The organism is Neobacillus sp. PVCKKU3, from assembly GCF_058323225.1.
In genome coordinates, this window is the sequence record NZ_JBLVQN010000021.1 from 1 (window position 1) to 16160 (window position 16160).

15 protein-coding genes are annotated in these 16160 nt (G+C 41.3%); 11 read left to right on the forward strand and 4 right to left on the reverse strand.

Features of this window, described 5'->3' with window-relative positions; genetic code table 11:
- Positions 1 to 92 precede the first annotated feature (92 nt).
- Positions 93 to 1331 (forward strand): serpin family protein, encoded by a 1239-nt coding sequence (locus ACNQGS_RS15230; protein WP_491488061.1) that lies wholly within the window; start codon positions 93 to 95, stop codon positions 1329 to 1331.
- Positions 1332 to 1420: 89 nt separating this feature from the next.
- Here the strand turns inward: ACNQGS_RS15230 and ACNQGS_RS15235 are convergent, their stop codons facing one another.
- Positions 1421 to 1642: a hypothetical protein gene (locus ACNQGS_RS15235; RefSeq protein ID WP_491488062.1), complete on the reverse strand. Its 222-nt coding sequence runs from the start codon at positions 1640 to 1642 to the stop codon at positions 1421 to 1423.
- A gap of 184 nt (positions 1643 to 1826) precedes the next feature.
- Between ACNQGS_RS15235 and ACNQGS_RS15240 the strand changes: the two genes are divergently transcribed.
- The 7 genes from ACNQGS_RS15240 to ACNQGS_RS15270 all read left to right on the forward strand — a co-directional run bounded on the left by ACNQGS_RS15240 (position 1827) and on the right by ACNQGS_RS15270 (position 9584).
- Positions 1827 to 2015 (forward strand): hypothetical protein, encoded by a 189-nt coding sequence (locus tag ACNQGS_RS15240; protein ID WP_491488063.1) that lies wholly within the window; start codon positions 1827 to 1829, stop codon positions 2013 to 2015.
- Between the two features lie 224 nt (positions 2016 to 2239).
- Positions 2240 to 2524, forward strand: a complete 285-nt coding sequence (locus ACNQGS_RS15245) for an iron-sulfur cluster biosynthesis family protein (RefSeq protein WP_491488064.1) — start codon at positions 2240 to 2242, stop codon at positions 2522 to 2524.
- Positions 2525 to 2714: 190 nt separating this feature from the next.
- Entirely contained in the window at positions 2715 to 3491 is a 777-nt protein-coding gene (locus ACNQGS_RS15250; RefSeq protein ID WP_423801232.1) for an IclR family transcriptional regulator, read from the forward strand.
- Between the two features lie 92 nt (positions 3492 to 3583).
- Positions 3584 to 4468, forward strand: coding sequence for an acetaldehyde dehydrogenase (acetylating) (locus ACNQGS_RS15255; protein WP_491488065.1), 885 nt, complete (start codon positions 3584 to 3586; stop codon positions 4466 to 4468).
- A 19-nt stretch (positions 4469 to 4487) separates the two neighbouring features.
- A complete protein-coding gene (dmpG, locus tag ACNQGS_RS15260; RefSeq protein WP_423801234.1) occupies positions 4488 to 5501 on the forward strand; it encodes a 4-hydroxy-2-oxovalerate aldolase in 1014 nt (337 codons plus the stop codon).
- 83 nt (positions 5502 to 5584) lie between these two features.
- On the forward strand, positions 5585 to 6994 hold the full coding sequence (locus ACNQGS_RS15265; protein WP_423801235.1) for a GntP family permease: 1410 nt from the start codon (positions 5585 to 5587) through the stop codon (positions 6992 to 6994).
- 232 nt (positions 6995 to 7226) lie between these two features.
- The gene (locus ACNQGS_RS15270) at positions 7227 to 9584 is read left to right on the forward strand and encodes a polyprenyl synthetase family protein (protein WP_491488066.1); all 2358 of its coding nucleotides are present in this window, start codon (positions 7227 to 7229) and stop codon (positions 9582 to 9584) included.
- Between the two features lie 57 nt (positions 9585 to 9641).
- Here ACNQGS_RS15270 and ACNQGS_RS15275 read toward each other — a convergent pair whose 3' ends face one another.
- Positions 9642 to 11090 (reverse strand): L,D-transpeptidase family protein, encoded by a 1449-nt coding sequence (locus ACNQGS_RS15275; RefSeq protein WP_491488067.1) that lies wholly within the window; start codon positions 11088 to 11090, stop codon positions 9642 to 9644.
- A 239-nt stretch (positions 11091 to 11329) separates the two neighbouring features.
- Here ACNQGS_RS15275 and ACNQGS_RS15280 point away from each other — a divergent pair, with 239 nt between their 5' ends.
- Positions 11330 to 12793, forward strand: coding sequence for a protein adenylyltransferase SelO (locus tag ACNQGS_RS15280; protein ID WP_491488068.1), 1464 nt, complete (start codon positions 11330 to 11332; stop codon positions 12791 to 12793).
- A 227-nt stretch (positions 12794 to 13020) separates the two neighbouring features.
- On the opposite strand, the gene ACNQGS_RS15285 is transcribed toward ACNQGS_RS15280, so the two are convergent.
- Positions 13021 to 14661 (reverse strand): M4 family metallopeptidase, encoded by a 1641-nt coding sequence (locus ACNQGS_RS15285; RefSeq protein WP_491488069.1) that lies wholly within the window; start codon positions 14659 to 14661, stop codon positions 13021 to 13023.
- A gap of 248 nt (positions 14662 to 14909) precedes the next feature.
- On the opposite strand from ACNQGS_RS15285, the gene ACNQGS_RS15290 reads away from it, so the two are divergent.
- Entirely contained in the window at positions 14910 to 15233 is a 324-nt protein-coding gene (locus tag ACNQGS_RS15290; RefSeq protein WP_423801240.1) for a BC1872 family protein, read from the forward strand.
- Positions 15234 to 15281: 48 nt separating this feature from the next.
- Here ACNQGS_RS15290 and ACNQGS_RS15295 read toward each other — a convergent pair whose 3' ends face one another.
- On the reverse strand, positions 15282 to 15497 hold the full coding sequence (locus tag ACNQGS_RS15295) for a hypothetical protein (protein WP_491488070.1): 216 nt from the start codon (positions 15495 to 15497) through the stop codon (positions 15282 to 15284).
- Positions 15498 to 15734: 237 nt separating this feature from the next.
- On the opposite strand from ACNQGS_RS15295, the gene mgsA reads away from it, so the two are divergent.
- Positions 15735 to 16145, forward strand: coding sequence for a methylglyoxal synthase (mgsA, locus tag ACNQGS_RS15300; protein ID WP_491488071.1), 411 nt, complete (start codon positions 15735 to 15737; stop codon positions 16143 to 16145).
- Positions 16146 to 16160: the final 15 nt, after the last annotated feature.

Below are 16160 nucleotides of genomic sequence, written 5' to 3' on the forward strand. Positions count from 1 at the left end.
TGTGCTTCAATTTGAAGCACAAGAACCGTCCCTTTGCGTTGAAACTTTTATTTAAGGTAGGCAGTCTAATCTGGTAAAGGGTGGTGGTGTGGATGAAGAAATTCATTTTTCCACTTTTTCTAGTGGTTTTCTTTATTGTAATGGTGTGGGGGATGGGAACGAAACCAACCGGAAATTTGGCTCCATCCATTAACGCTATTTTTGGAAAGGAAGATTATACGAAAATTGTTTCCGCTAATAATCAATTGGGGATGACACTGTTAGCAGAGATAGGAGCAGGAAACAGCGGCAATACGTTTATTTCTCCGACAAGTTTATTCATGGCGTTGTCAATGGTCTACAACGGGACAGATGGGGTAACAAAGGAAGAGATGGCGAAGGTTTTGCAAACAGCCGGAATGGATGCCAATGAATTAAGTCAAGCGAACGCCTCAATGATGTCGATGTTACATAAGCATTCGAAGCAAATTCAGCTCAATATCGCGAATTCCATTTGGTTAAACAAAGACTTCCACTTTCAGGACGATTTTGCTAAGAACAACAGAGATTATTTTAATGCTGAAATAAAGAAGATTGATATCAATGATAGCCAATCGGTTCCATTGATTAATAACTGGGTGAAGAAATCGACGAATGGTAAGATTAAGGAAATTATCGAAGCTCCTTTAGACCCAGATTTAATTGCGGTTCTGATTAACGCGATTTATTTTAAAGGGAAATGGAAATATGAATTTGACAAAGAACAAACAGAGAAAAGAGATTTTTATTTGGCAGATGGGGTTACAAAAAAGGTGCCGCTCATGATCCTAAATGAAAAATTAGCTTATTTGCAAACCGAAGACTTTCAGGCGGTTTCGCTTCCATATGGTGATGGTCAAATGAGCATGAAGATATTTCTTCCAAGGGAAAGTTCTAATTTAGCAGCATTCCAAAAGATGCTGACAACGGAAAACTGGGAGAAGTGGAACTCTGAATTTACCGAAAAAAAAGGAACCGTTCTGCTGCCAAAATTTCAATTGGAGTATGAATTGATATTGAATGACCCATTAAAGAATATGGGGATGGAGACCGTTTTTGACAGCCGAGCTAATTTTTCAAAAATGGTTAAAGAGACGGATCCCCTTATGATCAGTGAAGTGAAACAAAAAACATTTATCGATGTGAATGAGGCCGGGACGGAAGCGGCAGCGGCAACCTCTGTCCAAATGGTAAAGGAGTCGGCCAGCCTAGATAATCCCTTCCTTATAGAAGTTAATCGGCCATTTTTCATGTCAATTACCGAAGAAGAAAGCGGAACAATTTTATTTATGGGGTTGATATCAGACCCTTAGGGTGACTCGAAAATAGCTTCATTTTTTGAATAAATAGGGACGGTTCTTATGTTTCAATTTTTGAAGCATAAGAACCGTCCCTGTGTTTCCTATCTCTTTTTCTTCTTAGAATTATCGACAACTGCCACTTTACCTTTTTTGATTTCTTCTAAAACCACTTTCACATGTATCGTTTTTTCGTCAATATGCTCGACGTTTGAAACCTTGGCTTTGCGGCCTTTAATGGTTACATCCTCTCCAACGGTTGGAATACGTTTTAACAGCTGAGTTAATAAAACATTTTTGTTTTCAAGAAAATGAACTGCAAACATGAGCTGGCCACACCTTTCATTATTAATGGGTTGTCTCTCTACAAAAGTATTTAATGAAAGGTGGTTTTAGACCAAAAACGCTTACATAAAAACTTGAAATTATAATTAAATCAACTGTTTCATTCTCCGTCTCTCTCGTATCCCGTTTATGAACATGGTATAATGTCGCCGGGAGGTGAAAAAAATGACGGATAGAGAACTTTTAGAAGGAATCTTTTCAGAGTTAAAAGAAGTTAGGAAGGATGTTGATGTGCTCAAGAAGGATGTTGACAGTATTAAGAAGGATGTTGAACGTATTGATAAAAAGTTAGAAGTACAAAACGATATCCTTAGGACGTTCAAGTATGACATAGATTTCATAACAGAAAAATAAGCAAAGCAGGAATTAAAAATAAACAGGATAAGTAAACAACTAGAAGTGTAAACACCCACATTTCATTACAATTAAGGTCTCTATAGTTGGAAGCCTCTTCTTTCAATCATTGGGTTTTCTACATACAAAATGGCCTTACTACGCTGAAAACCGCTTAAATGCCACAATCTTTATTCTACTCTTTCACAAATCAAGTAAGTTATAATCAATTAGAGAACCCTAAATTGAAAAAACGGGATGATTATATGTTTATTTTAACGGAAGCAGCAAAAACAGAATTAAAAAACCGATTGCAAAATTCAAACCAATTGATCCGCTTGCAAATGCGGAAAAGTTGTTTTATGAAAGCAAAACTGACCTTCGAAAATGCCATGCAGGCAAATGACGAAAAAATAACATTGGATGGACTGCAGTTTATCATTGATAAAGCCGAGTGCCATTATTTCAGGAGCAAAACATTGGATTTTATCCCAGACACCACTGGTTTTAAACAATTTGAGATCATCTAATTTTTCAAAGAGCCTGTTCCGTAAGGATAAGGTTCTTTTTTTGCTTTTAACCACCCATTTCAAGCAGCTTCACTTAAAATTTATGAATTCTAAAAATATTGACACAATAAAAAATGCGAGATAATATAAATTTGTAGGTTGGTATTGTCGAACGTTATTCGACATTATCGAACGTATTGGAGGATTAATAATGTCAGAACGTTTAATTCAATCGATTGAAAGAGCAGCGGATGTCCTTGAAATTTTTTTAACTACAAATTCAGAGTTAAGCGTCAAGGAAATTAGCGAGAAGGTAAATCTATCAAAAAGTACTGTCCATGGGATTATCAAGACTTTGGAACACAGAGGATATCTTCAGCAAAACCCGGATGACCTCAAATACCGTTTAGGTATAAAGCTTTTTGAACTAGGTAATTTTGTCGGCAAACATTTGGACATAAGAAGCATTGCTCGGCCAATTATCAAGGATTTAGTCAATGAACTAAATGAAACCGTTCACTTAGTTTTATTGAACCGCAACGAAATTATTTATATCGAAAAGGAAGATGGACCGAGAACCCTGACGATGTACTCGCATATTGGAAAAAGAGCCCCGGTACATTGCACAGGTGTCGGCAAAGCAATTCTGGCTTACTTAAGTGATCAAGAGGTAGACCGCCTGCTGTCAATCCAAAATTTGCAGCCGTTTACGGAGTTCACGATAACGGATAAACAGGCAATTAAAAATCATTTACAATCTGTCCGTGAGTGTGGCTATGCGGTTGACGATGAAGAGATTGAATTAGGGCTGAAATGTATCGCTGCTCCGATCTTTAACCATCAGGGGAATGTAATCGCTTCAATAAGCTGTGCCGCCCCTAAAATCAGGCTTGATGAAGAACGTCTTCCAAAGGTCATCGCCGGAATCCAGAAAGCTGCATCAGAGATTTCAAAGGCATTGGGTTACAAAGGTGTAATGCAACGATAAAGACTGATTTGACATCTATTTTGGAATAGGGATTGAATAAAATGGACACGAGAAACGTCCCCGTGAACTAATTTTTTAGGAGGAGAAATGAAGTGGAAAAAGTAAAAGTTGCCATTCTTGGCTCAGGAAATATTGGGACAGATTTAATGATTAAGCTTGGCCGCTCTGAAATTTTGGAATTAACCACTGTGATTGGGATTGACCCAAATTCGGATGGACTGCGCCGTGCCAAGGAATTAGGATATACAGCTATCAGCGATGGTATTGATGGATTTTTGAAAACACCAGAATTGGCTGACATCATTTTTGATGCGACCTCTGCGAAAGCCCATCTCTACAATGCAAAAGTGTTAAAAGAGGCAGGTAAAAAAGTAATTGATATGACTCCTGCTGCGGTTGGACCATATGTATGTGCTGCCGTGAACATTCAAGAGCATTTAGAGAAAGATAATATCAATTTGATTACTTGCGGAGGTCAAGCGACCATCCCAATGGTGCATGCGGTCAATCGTGTTTGCCCGGTAGAATATGCAGAAATTGTCGCAACCATTTCAAGCCGCAGTGCCGGACCAGGGACTCGCGCCAATATCGATGAATTTACTGAAACGACATCCCGTGCGATTGAAGTAGTTGGGGGAGCGAAAAAAGGAAAGGCCATCATTATCCTGAATCCTGCGGAACCGCCGATCCTAATGCGTGACACCGTTTATACGCTTGTCGACGAAGGAAAGATGAACGAGGAAGCCATCAGACAATCAATTGCAGAAATGACTAAGGTTGTTCAATCCTATGTTCCGGGGTATCGTCTACGTACCGAACCGATTTTTGATGGAAATAAGGTAACCATTTTCTTAGAGGTAGAAGGAGCCGGGGATTATCTGCCAAAATACTCTGGAAACCTAGATATCATGACTGCAGCAGGCGTTAAAATTGCTGAAGAATTTGCAAAAAACTTATTAAAGAAACAAACCGTTTAAGAAAGGGGCCGAAAAAACAATGGAAAACAACAGGGATATTCTCATTACCGAAGTAGCATTACGGGACGGCAGCCATGCGGTGGCACATCAATATACAGTCGAGCAAGTATTGAAAGTTGCAAAAGCATTGAATGATGCCAATGTACCATTTATTGAAGTATCACACGGCGACGGACTTGCAGGGTCTTCTTTACAATATGGGCTGTCAAAAACAAATGAGATGGAATTAATCGAAGCAGCTGTTTCTGTAGCAGATAAATCAAAAATTGCCGTTTTATTATTACCGGGTATCGGTACACTGCATGAGCTAAAGGAAGCTGCCAATTTAGGAGCAAAAATGGCTCGTATCGCTACACACGTAACCGAAGCAGATGTGGCGCCGCAGCATATTGCTTATGCAAAAGAACTCGGCATGGAAACAGTTGGATTCTTAATGATGAACCACATGGCACCAGTAGACAAACTTGTTGAACAGGCTAAATTAATGGAAAGCTACGGTGCTGATACGGTTTATGTGGTTGATTCAGCAGGTTATCTTCTTCCGGAACAAGTACGTGAACGGATTCGTGCCCTTAAACAATCAGTAGGCATTAATATCGGCTTCCATGGTCATAACAATCTCTCTCTTGCCATGGCCAATACACTTGTAGCTATTGAAGAAGGTGCGACCCGTATTGACGGCAGTGTTCGCTGCTTAGGCGCTGGTGCCGGTAATACGCAGACAGAAGTATTAGTTGCCGTTTGTGAACGGATGGGAATTAAGACAGGCGTCGATTTATATAAAATGATGGATTTAGCTGAAGATATCGTTGCACCGATTCTGCAAGTACCTCAGGAAATTACAAGAGACAGTCTGACACTAGGATATGCAGGGGTTTATTCAAGCTTTGCCCTTCATGCGAAACGTGCTGCAACTAAATTTGGCATCGATTCACGTGACATTTTAATAGAGTTAGGGAAACGTAAAGTTGTCGGCGGTCAAGAGGATATGATCGTGGATGTAGCAGCGGAAATTGCTAAAAACAAAAACTAAGCCTTTTTGGACATCTTAGAATACGCACAATTAACATTTTTTCAGCAAAGGGTTAAATCATCTAGGGGTAGAGGAGAAATTTTATGGAACTAGTTATTATTCTCTTAGCGCTGGGTTTGTTAATGTTTATCGCCTATCGCGGATTTTCAGTCATCATTTTTGCTCCGGTATGTGCATTATTTGCGGTATTATTAACAAATCCAGATTATGTTCTCCCGTTTTATTCGAATGTCTTTATGGGAAAAATGGTGGAATATATAAAATTATATTTTCCTATTTTCTTGCTGGGAGCTATTTTTGGTAAAGTAGTAGAAATGTCCGGCTTAGCACGTTCCATCGCCACCACCTTGATTCAATTGGTGGGACGCAAGCGTGCCATGTTAGTCATTGTTTTATTGTGCGCAATTCTTACCTACAGCGGCGTAAGCTTAGTCGTTGTGGCATTTGCGGTATATCCGTTTGCAGCCAATTTGTTCAGACAATCCAATATTCCGAAACGGTTAATTCCGGGAACGATTGCCCTAGGGTCTTTTACCTTTACAATGGATGCGCTGCCAGGTTCCCCACAGGTGCAAAACGTTATTCCGACAACATTTTTTAAAACAAACCTTTATGCCGCACCGACACTTGGAATTATCGGGGCCATTTTCATCTTTACAGTCGGTATGCTGTATTTAGATTCTCGCCGGAAAAAAGCGGAAAAAGCCGGTGAAGGCTATGATAGCTTTGGAACGATTACTGAAGAGGAAATTAAAATCGACTTGGATGTAAAAGAAAGCGTCGGCCGCAAAATATTTGCCTTTGTTCCGGTTGTCCTAGTTGGTGTGTTAAACAAGGTGTTAACCACAGTGATTCCAAAATGGTATCCAAATGGTTTTGATTTTTCGAAGATCGGTTTAACGAATTTCCCAAACATTGAAACGGCACAAGTCGTTGGTATTTGGTCAGTTGAAATTGCTCTTCTGGCAGGGATTTTTGCCACTATTTTGTATAATCGAAAACCTGTTCTGACGAATTTCAAGGTTGGCATGAATGTCGGGATTGGCGGAGCACTGCTGGCAATCATGAACTCGGCTACTGAATATGGTTTTGGTGCGGTTATTTCAAATTTGCCTGGATTTGCGATTGCGAGAGACGGCATTTCCAAAGCGTTTGAAAATCCTTTATTAAACGGAGCCGTAACGACAAACGTTCTGTCTGCTATTTCAGGTTCTGCATCGGCTGGTATTGCCATTTCATTAGGTATTATGAGTAAAACCTATATTGAACTGGCTAATCAATTTGATATTCCGCTAGAAGTTATGCACCGTGTTATTTCCATGGCATCGGGAGGGATGGATACACTTCCACATAACGGAGCTGTTATTACATTACTCGCGATCACTGGTCTGACACATAAGCAATCCTATCGCGATATATTTGCCATTACCATTATCAAAACAATCGCTGCATTCTTTGTAATTGGTGTTTATATGTTAACTGGAATTGTTTAAAAATTTATAAAGTACTAGTTGTGAAAAAAAAGGCAAGTAGACGATGTCCAAATGTGGACAAGTTTACTTGCTTTTTTGCACTTAATAAGCTTTCCGGTAATAAAGTTATTTTTTTCGCACTATATTTAAATATAATTTGCTAGTTTTTAAGAAAACATGAAGGGGATTGTGGTAATCTCAATTTAATGAGTATTGCAAAAATAAAAAACCTTAAGCAGAGGTTGTGCTTCAAATGATTGAAGAGTTATTAATAAATGCCGATGAGTGTTATAAGCTGGGTGAGGAGAAGGCTGCTGAATATTTTCGGAGGCTTTACAAACTGGTCACAGAAAAAAGCTATGTCACTGCTTTGACAAGGGATTTCCAAGAGTGGAAACACAACCATATTCGTCATCCTCTATTAACCTTCCTATTTCGAAGAAGGCAAAGGCCGGATATTCGGGGATACCACCAATACATACAATGGCTCGACTATACCGGTAAACTGGACCATTATCTGGACCGAAGCATTTCCTATCTATACATGCGGGACCTCGGCAAATCTCTGGAGTCACCGGAGACTCAGGCTAGGATACGGAGTGTTGTGTCCAATTTAAAAGATAACCTGACAAGCCGTGATGACAAAACTGATTTTTTCAGCATGGCCGGATTGTACCGCTGGGCACAGAAGGAAGGGATTGAATCCGCCTTTATTTGGCTGATGAATAGGCTGAAAAACGTATCCGACAACATTCCGGAGGGAATGGATCCCGAGCATGCCAAACGAAAATTGATTAAAATCATTGCGGGGGTCATCCTGCATGTAAATGAAGAGATGGCTGATGAAACTGCCCAAGAAGAACGAAGCCGGAGGCTTGATGAAGCTATCAGGCTGGGCTATGCCTACGGTCTGACCTATCCCTTTATTGACGATCTACTTGATGCTCATGTTTTATCCGATAAAGAAAAAGAGGAATACTCCAGTTTAATCCGGACCACCCTTGTTACAGGATCTGTTCCTGATTTAGGCAACTGGACAGGACCTAATGCCAGTCTCATTCGTTATATTCATTCCGAACTCCGCGATGCCTTTGGCTATATTAAGTCCCATCAGCATCCGGATACGAGAAAGCATTTTTTCGAGCAGGCCTATATCTTTTTTAATTCTCAAGAAGTGGACCGCGTTAAAAGTTTATCCAACCCCAATTACACCAATGAAGAACTGTACATACCGATTATTTTAAAAGCGTCTTCGTCCCGATTGATTGCCCGTTCTGTCATCAGTGCTCCTGAGGATGAGGGGTTTGACAGCCGAACCTTCTATTACGGCATTTATAATCAACTGGCCGATGATTTTGCCGATATGTTCGATGACCTAAAGGACGGTGCCGTCACGCCGTATACCTACTATATAAAATACCACAACCAGCGCGATGACCTTATCAACCCATTTGAGTTGTACTGGGCGGTTATTGCTAATTTGATTCACAATGTCTTTCACTCCGATCCAAAGACTTGCGAGGTCATACTGGACCGCGCCATAAACGGATTGAAGCGATTTAAAGTGCGGATGGGAACGCAAAAATACAACGAAATAATGGGGCTTTTTACCTCAGGAATGCCGCAATTCAATCGTGTGATTCAAAAAATGGTCCAGAAAGCAGACGATGTGGATTTCTTTGATAAGCTGCTGCGCGACCATATTATTACCAATTTAAAAAATGACCGTATGGAGCAGGACGACTTTTTAGATACAATCGAAACGGTGCGCGACCAAATTAACAGGACCTTGAAAATTGAAGATGTGCCATTAGGGAATGACCCCATTATCGATGCCGCCAATTACAGTCTTGAGGGTGACGGGAAGCGGCTTCGTCCCATTATGACGTGGGTTATGGGTGTTGATGGATATGGATTGGATGGTTCCTCCATTACCCCGCTTTTACGGTCATTAGAATACATGCATACGGCATCACTTATTTTTGATGACCTTCCATCTCAGGACAATGCTGCAATCCGCAGGGGGCGGCCAACTCTGCATAAGACCTATAACATCGCCATTGCTGAACTAACTGCGCTTTTTTTAACCCAAAAGGCGATCGAGGAACAGACTTCGCTTACCCGGTTCAATACAGAAACAGTGCTTCGCTTGATTCAATATTCAGCCCAGGTAACAGAGGATATGTGTAAGGGGCAGGCAATGGACCTGGAATCTAAAGGCAAGCCATTAACACTGGATCAACTGAATGTCATGTGCTTTTATAAAACCGGAATTGCTTTCGAAGCGGCTTTAATCATGCCGGCGATTCTTGCACAAGCACACGCGTCCGAACTGTCCGTCTTGAAAAAATTCGCCAGGCATGCCGGCATTGCCTTTCAGATTAAGGATGATCTTCTAGATTTGGAAGGGGATCAGAACGTATTAGGGAAACCCGCAGGTAAGGATGCTGCTAACAACAGCTCAACGTTTGTATCCATCCTGGGCGCAGAAGATGCGAAAAAAGCGCTGTGGGACCATTATTGTCTGGCGATGGACACACTAGAGGAAGTGCCGCGCAACACGACTTTTTTGAAGCATTTGCTGAACTATATTGTTAATAGGGATCATTAAAAAGAGGGGACGGTTCTTTTGCTTCATTTTTTGAAGCAAAAGAACCGTCCCCATGTTTCAGTATATAACGACCGGTTCGTAGGTGCTGAGATTTTCGTAGACGATTTTCATATCGTCTGGTTGTGTGTTGACGCAGCCGTGCGAGCCATCGTTAAGATAGGCATTGCTTGCCCAGTTTTTCCGCCAGCTGGCATCGTGGAACCCTTGTCCATCGTTCGTAAAAGGAGCCCAATAATTTACCTGTACTTGATAACTTGGTTTTCCACCGAGTTCCCTGCCTGTTAGAATGGAAGGTGATCGTTTATAGAGAACATACCAAACTCCTGTTGATGTATCATGACCGGTGCTGTGTTTCCCGGTAACGACATTTGTTGTGATGACCAATTTACCATCTTTGTAAATCCAAATTCGCTGTTCGGCAAGGGATACTTCAGCATACGTGCCGCCAATTCCGTTGTTCGCGGTTGTATCGTAACCGTAGCCTTCACCCTTCCATCCGTGTCCAATAACATTGGATGCAGAAATGGAACTCTCTCCCTTTTCAAAAGCAGCTTGAATTTGAGCTGTTTCTTTGTCAACATCTAATGCCCAACCGTAGCCTTTTCCTTTTACAGATATGACCGAACCTGAGTGGGTCTTAAAGGAGAAGTCTTTATTTAATGTAGATTTTGTATCATTTATTTCCGCAACTTTGTTTTTAATGTCATTCGGGTCAATTGTTATTTTCATATCCTTAGTCACAGAGGCATTTGTAATTACTTCACTAGCTTTTAAAGAAAAGACTTGATCCTGAACCTTATACTCAACAGTCCTCCCAAGAAGTTCTTGCAGCTTTTTCTGTTCATTTTTTACAATTGAGCTATTTTCTTTGATTGGCTGTATGTATAAAGGACTAAGATGAATGTCACTCTTATAATGCTGCTTGTCGTATTCCTTCAATAGGCTTGAGACGTCATATTGTTCTCCATCCTTGCTTTTGGTGATAATAATGCTGCCCTGCGTAAGCTTCGCCGCTGCATCTTGGGGTGCTTTTAAACTTTTATTCATTGATAAGAGCTTTTCTTCGACAAGCTTTTTCATTGTTTCGGTTCGGAATTGGTCTGCCTTTTCAGGTATCAGATGATAACTTTTTGCCTTTGTTGATGGAAAAAATGTCCACTGGCTTTTTAGTATTTTCTTAACCTCAGGCAAATCCTGCTCAGCAAAACCCATCTTTGTATCGTTTTCATCTAAAATTTGCTGCTGTCCAACAAAGACCCTATTTTGTAAGACAGTGGTTTGTAATTTTTTCAATGCCTGATCAGCCGTCATCCCACCGACATTTATGTCATTAATCGTAGTCTGCGAATTGAATCGGGTTGCCTGGTAATAACTAATGCCTGCAATTAAGAGTACGATAATAGAGGCGCTGCTTGCTGCAACAAACTTCCAATTTCGATTGCCTTTGACTGATTTGCCTCGTCTGGTAGGTATTTCTCCAACCAAATTCATTTCTGCGTTATTCATAAATCTTCCCCCATAAATGCCTAATAACCTCGGTATCAAGTCCACCGACTATAATCCCATAACTCATTCTAAGTCTACAACAATATTCTTAATTTATCATTAATAATTTACTAGATTTTCATAGTATAAAATAAGTGCTAATTTAAACTCACTTAGGATAAACTGAATATAAATTAGATCATGGGGACGGTTCTTTTGCTTCAGAATCCCCATGCTTCAAAGAAGGGATAAAAGAAAATATGAGTAATCCAGGCTGGAATTTTGATAATAGTTATACCCGACTTCCGCAGGCTTTTTTTACTGATACGAATCCTGCGCCAGTTGCTTCACCGAACTTGGTTATTCTTAATGGTCATTTGGCATCTGCTTTGGGGTTGAATCCAGAGGCTCTTCAGGGAGAAGAAGCTGTTGCGGTGTTTGCTGGGAACAAAATACCCGAAGGTGCTGCGCCGCTTGCGCAAGCCTATGCCGGGCATCAATTTGGCCATTTTACAATGCTGGGGGACGGTCGGGCAGTGCTGCTGGGGGAGCAAATCACTCCGGACGGAAAACGGTATGATATTCAACTGAAGGGTTCAGGCAGAACACCATTTTCCCGCGGAGGGGATGGCCGGGCGGCGCTTGGACCGATGCTTCGAGAATATATCATTAGTGAAGCGATGCATGCGCTAGGTATTCCGACTACCCGCAGTCTGGCCGTGGTGACTACAGGGGACGCCATTTATCGTGAAACCGAGCTTCCCGGTGCGATTCTGACACGCGTTGCATCCAGCCATATTAGGGTTGGAACCTTTCAATATGCTGCTGGGAAAGGTAATGTGGATGAATTAAGGATTCTGGCTGACTATACAATAAAACGCCATTATCCAGAAGTCACAGCTGATACTGATAATAACAAGTACCTTTCATTTCTTAAGGAAGTTATAAAACGTCAGGCCTCACTAATTGCCAAATGGCAGCTCGTCGGTTTTATTCACGGGGTCATGAATACGGACAATATGACTATTAGCGGAGAGACCATCGATTATGGCCCCTGTGCCTTTATGGACACCTACGATCGGGCAACCGTATTCAGTTCTATCGACAGGGAGGGACGTTATGCCTATGGCAATCAGCCGTTTATTGGCGGGTGGAATCTGGCCCGATTTGCGGAAAGCTTATTGCCGCTGCTTCATGAAAACGAGGAGGAAGCAGTTAAATTGGCGCAAGAGGCTATTTCAGAATATGACGGGTTATACCGCAAAAATTGGCTTGCCGGAATGCGGGCAAAGCTTGGTCTTATTAATGAAGAGGCAGAAGATGAATCGCTTGCGGAAGACCTGCTTAGTCTAATGCAAAAACATCGTGCTGACTACACCAACACCTTCCGAGCTTTAACATTGGGTCAGTTGGAGGGAGCGGAGCTGTTTAAAGCACCGGAATTTTCCGAATGGCAGAAGCGTTGGCAGGAAAGACTCGGCAGGCCGCAGGAAGCAACAGCGGAATCCCAACAGTTAATGCGGAATTCCAATCCCGCAGTCATCCCGCGCAACCACCGAGTGGAGGAAGCGCTTGATGCAGCAGTCAGTCAAAGCGACTTCAGCGTCATGATGAAGCTGCTAAGTGCTCTGTCGAACCCTTATGACTATACACCAGAACAGGAAGAATACTGTACAATTCCTGCAGCTGCGAACAGACCATACAGAACCTATTGCGGTACATGATTAGGAAAGGAAAACTTCGTTGGTTTCCGTTTTATTCCAAAGTTTGTCGTGAGACTCCTGAATTTTGTAGTTAGGGAGCAAAATTATGTCGTAAGACTCCTGAATTTTGTAGTGAAGAATCAAAATCATGTTGTGAGTTCCTATTTTTATGTAATGAGCGCAGTGAAATTTAAATTGAAAAAGAAGCTCCAACCCATGCTGGAGCTTCTTTTTATTTTATAAAAAATTTAATATACGCCAACCGCATCAAACGATTTATTGACTGCGGTAACCTCCGCGGAGCCAGCCCCATAAAGGTCCGCAGCAGCTTGTACCAGAGCAGCGCGGGCCTGGCTGAAGGTAGAGGAGGCTGTTAAGTAGACGGTATTTGCTCGATAATAGATTGCCCCCAGTTTATCATTGCCGATTCCTTGAACCGTGACACCATAATGAGTTCCGCCGGCAGCCAGCAGGTAGGCAGCTTTATTGATAATGCCGCTGTTCGTATGGACGCCGCCGTTGTCACTAGTTCCGGTATAACGTTTTGAATAGTGGTCTGGATCTCCATATTTCGTCGGATCACTCATCGAACGAAGGGCATCGTTTGCCTTTGCTGGAGTATAAACGTCCTCGCCAATCTCATAATCTGGATTTTTCCCATTATAAAATTCAACAAGTGTACCAAATATATCAGAAATGGCTTCATTTAATGCTCCGGACTCATTTTGGTAGACCAAATCGGAACTAGTGTCTGTAACCGCATGGGTCAGCTCGTGGGCAACAACATCAATACCACCTGATAACGGGATAAAGGTAGTTCCGTCTCCGTCCCCATACACCATTTGGGTGCCATTCCAGAAGGCGTTATTGTAGTTTCGGCCATAGTGGACCGTAGACTTTAAGGCTCCGCCGTTATTATCATAGGAATTCCGTCCAAAGACATTTTTATAATAATCATAGGTTTTACCTGCATAATAGTGTGCATCAACTGCAGGGCTCTCATACGAGCTATTTAGGAGGTTGTCAACACTTGTCCAAAGTGACCCCGGCGTACGGGAACGGTTGGATGCATCGTATGTGATAACACCGTTTCCTCTTGTATTGTCCTGCAGATAATAAGTTGAACTGGATAAAAGCATGTTTAAGGCCTTCGTATCTCCTAAAACACCAACTCCGCTGCCCGTTGTATTTGTACCTGTTACGCCTGGGCCGGTTTTTGCTTCATGAAGATCATTGTATTTATTTAAAATTTCCCCAGTGGATGCATCAATAAAATATTTATAGTTTCCTGGCTTTGGTTCGAGGAAATTTAAGTTTACTAGATATGCATAGTCAGCATCATCACCGTGTGTGAAAACAACTAGGTCGGCAGATGGCTTTTTCTCGTAATCAGGAGAAATCCCAAGATCGGCTTCCGCAATTTTTATTGCTTGATTGGCATTGACCTTTTTCTCTTTTTTCAGCCCCTTTTTCGTTTCCAGGTCCGGAGTGACTGTTCCGGAGAAAACTTTCAGAGTTCCATCCTCCGCGACAAATGCTGCCTGTGCAGCGCCCCAAACAGGAACACCGTTGTACAATTGTTGGAGTCTCAGCGCCGTTCCGCCAAGCTTGTCTTTATTGCTGGAGGTGATTTTGAACGATTCCAGTGCGGATTTGGAACCAAGTTTAAATTTGTCTTTGTTAGCGTTTACATATTCAAGAACAATGGCTTCTGCACTTTTACCTGATGGGTTTGTAAGCTTGCCTGAAATAAACTCTGGGGATCCAACTAGCTCATTGTATTTGTAGTTGGACAGAACATTTTTTTGTGCGGCAAATGATGATGCTGGGGCAATGGCACTGGCGGCAAGACCTATTGACAATCCGAAAGCTAAAACCTTTTTCTTCACTAAAACTCCTCCTTGGAAAACCTATTAATTTTTAAAACTATCATATTACCTCGAAAGGTCGTGAATTCATTTTACTATCAAAAAAAGTACTGGAAAAGAAAAGGTTTTCATTTTGATGTTGGGAAAAAAATCAAAAAAGTACAGAAAATTTTTAAAAAAGACAGTGGCAATTTAAAAAATACTGTTATATAATTCTTTATAAATACTTAAGTTGTTATATAACAATGTGAATGAAAGGGGAAAAAATGATGAACAAGGTAGATTCAATTGCACGGAGAATTCTAGGTTGGAAGTTAAATAGGTGGGATCGTTGGTACGATTATGAAAAGGGAATGTTCATCCATGATGCAGACTTTCAACCGGAGCACAACCTGGATCATGCGATGATCATTGTTGACAGATTAGAGAATTTAGGATTTACCTATACAAACAAAGGGCCATCAGAGGTTTGCTTCAATGATGTAACGGGAACTGGGGAAACATTGGCCCAGGCAATCACCAATGCAGCCTACTCCATCATCGAAAGAAGCACAGAAGCTGTCAGCAGCAGACTATGGTCAAAGCTTTGCTAAATTAACTCAAAAAAAATGGACCGTCTTCGATAGACGATCCATTTTTAATTACTTCGCACCTGCCGGCTTTAAGTTTTTCCTTTCAAGCCATGTCACACCAATATATAATACGGCCATTGTTACCCCAGTCCCAACCGCAAATCCACCGCCATGCACAAGAACGGCGGCAATCCACAGAATACTAAGAACAAAGTGAGCCGAGCGAATCGGTTTTTTCTTCTTCCGGTCCAGTACATATCCGTATATAGCCAAACAAAGCAGCAATAAAAAGGCAGAAGCGGCCGTTAAATATCTGTTTTGGTGAATTCCTTAATTAAATAGTATCCGCCATCTTAAAATTATTATTTCCTCCATTCTAAAGGACCAATCTTAAATTTTTCTTAAAAACAACTTAATATTCAAAAAAAACAAGCGGGGAATCACATGAATTATCGACTTTAAGGTAGGAAAAGGTTTAAGATATTAAATAGAGTGAATTGAAATAAGAACGGGGTGTATGTTTTGAAAATTGCTTTTATAGCACATGACCAAAAGAAAAATGACATAGTGAATTTTGCAGTCGCATATGAGCCGATTTTTTGTAAGCATGAATTATATTCCACAGGTACGACAGGCAGCAGAATTATGGATAAAACAGATTTAAAAATTACACGTTTTAAATCGGGGCCGCTGGGTGGAGATCAGGAGATTGGTTCTTTAATTGCAAAAAACCAAATGGATATTGTTTTCTTTTTCCGGGATCCATTAACTGCCCAGCCGCATGAGCCGGATATTTCAGCGCTTATCCGCCTTTGTGATGTGTATTCCATTCCGTTGGCCACCAATATGGGAACTGCGGAAATACTAATCCGTGGCTTGGAGCGCGGAGACTTGGAGTGGCGGAATCTTGTGCATGAGCTGCAAGGTGAATAAAGTATTAAAACTGGG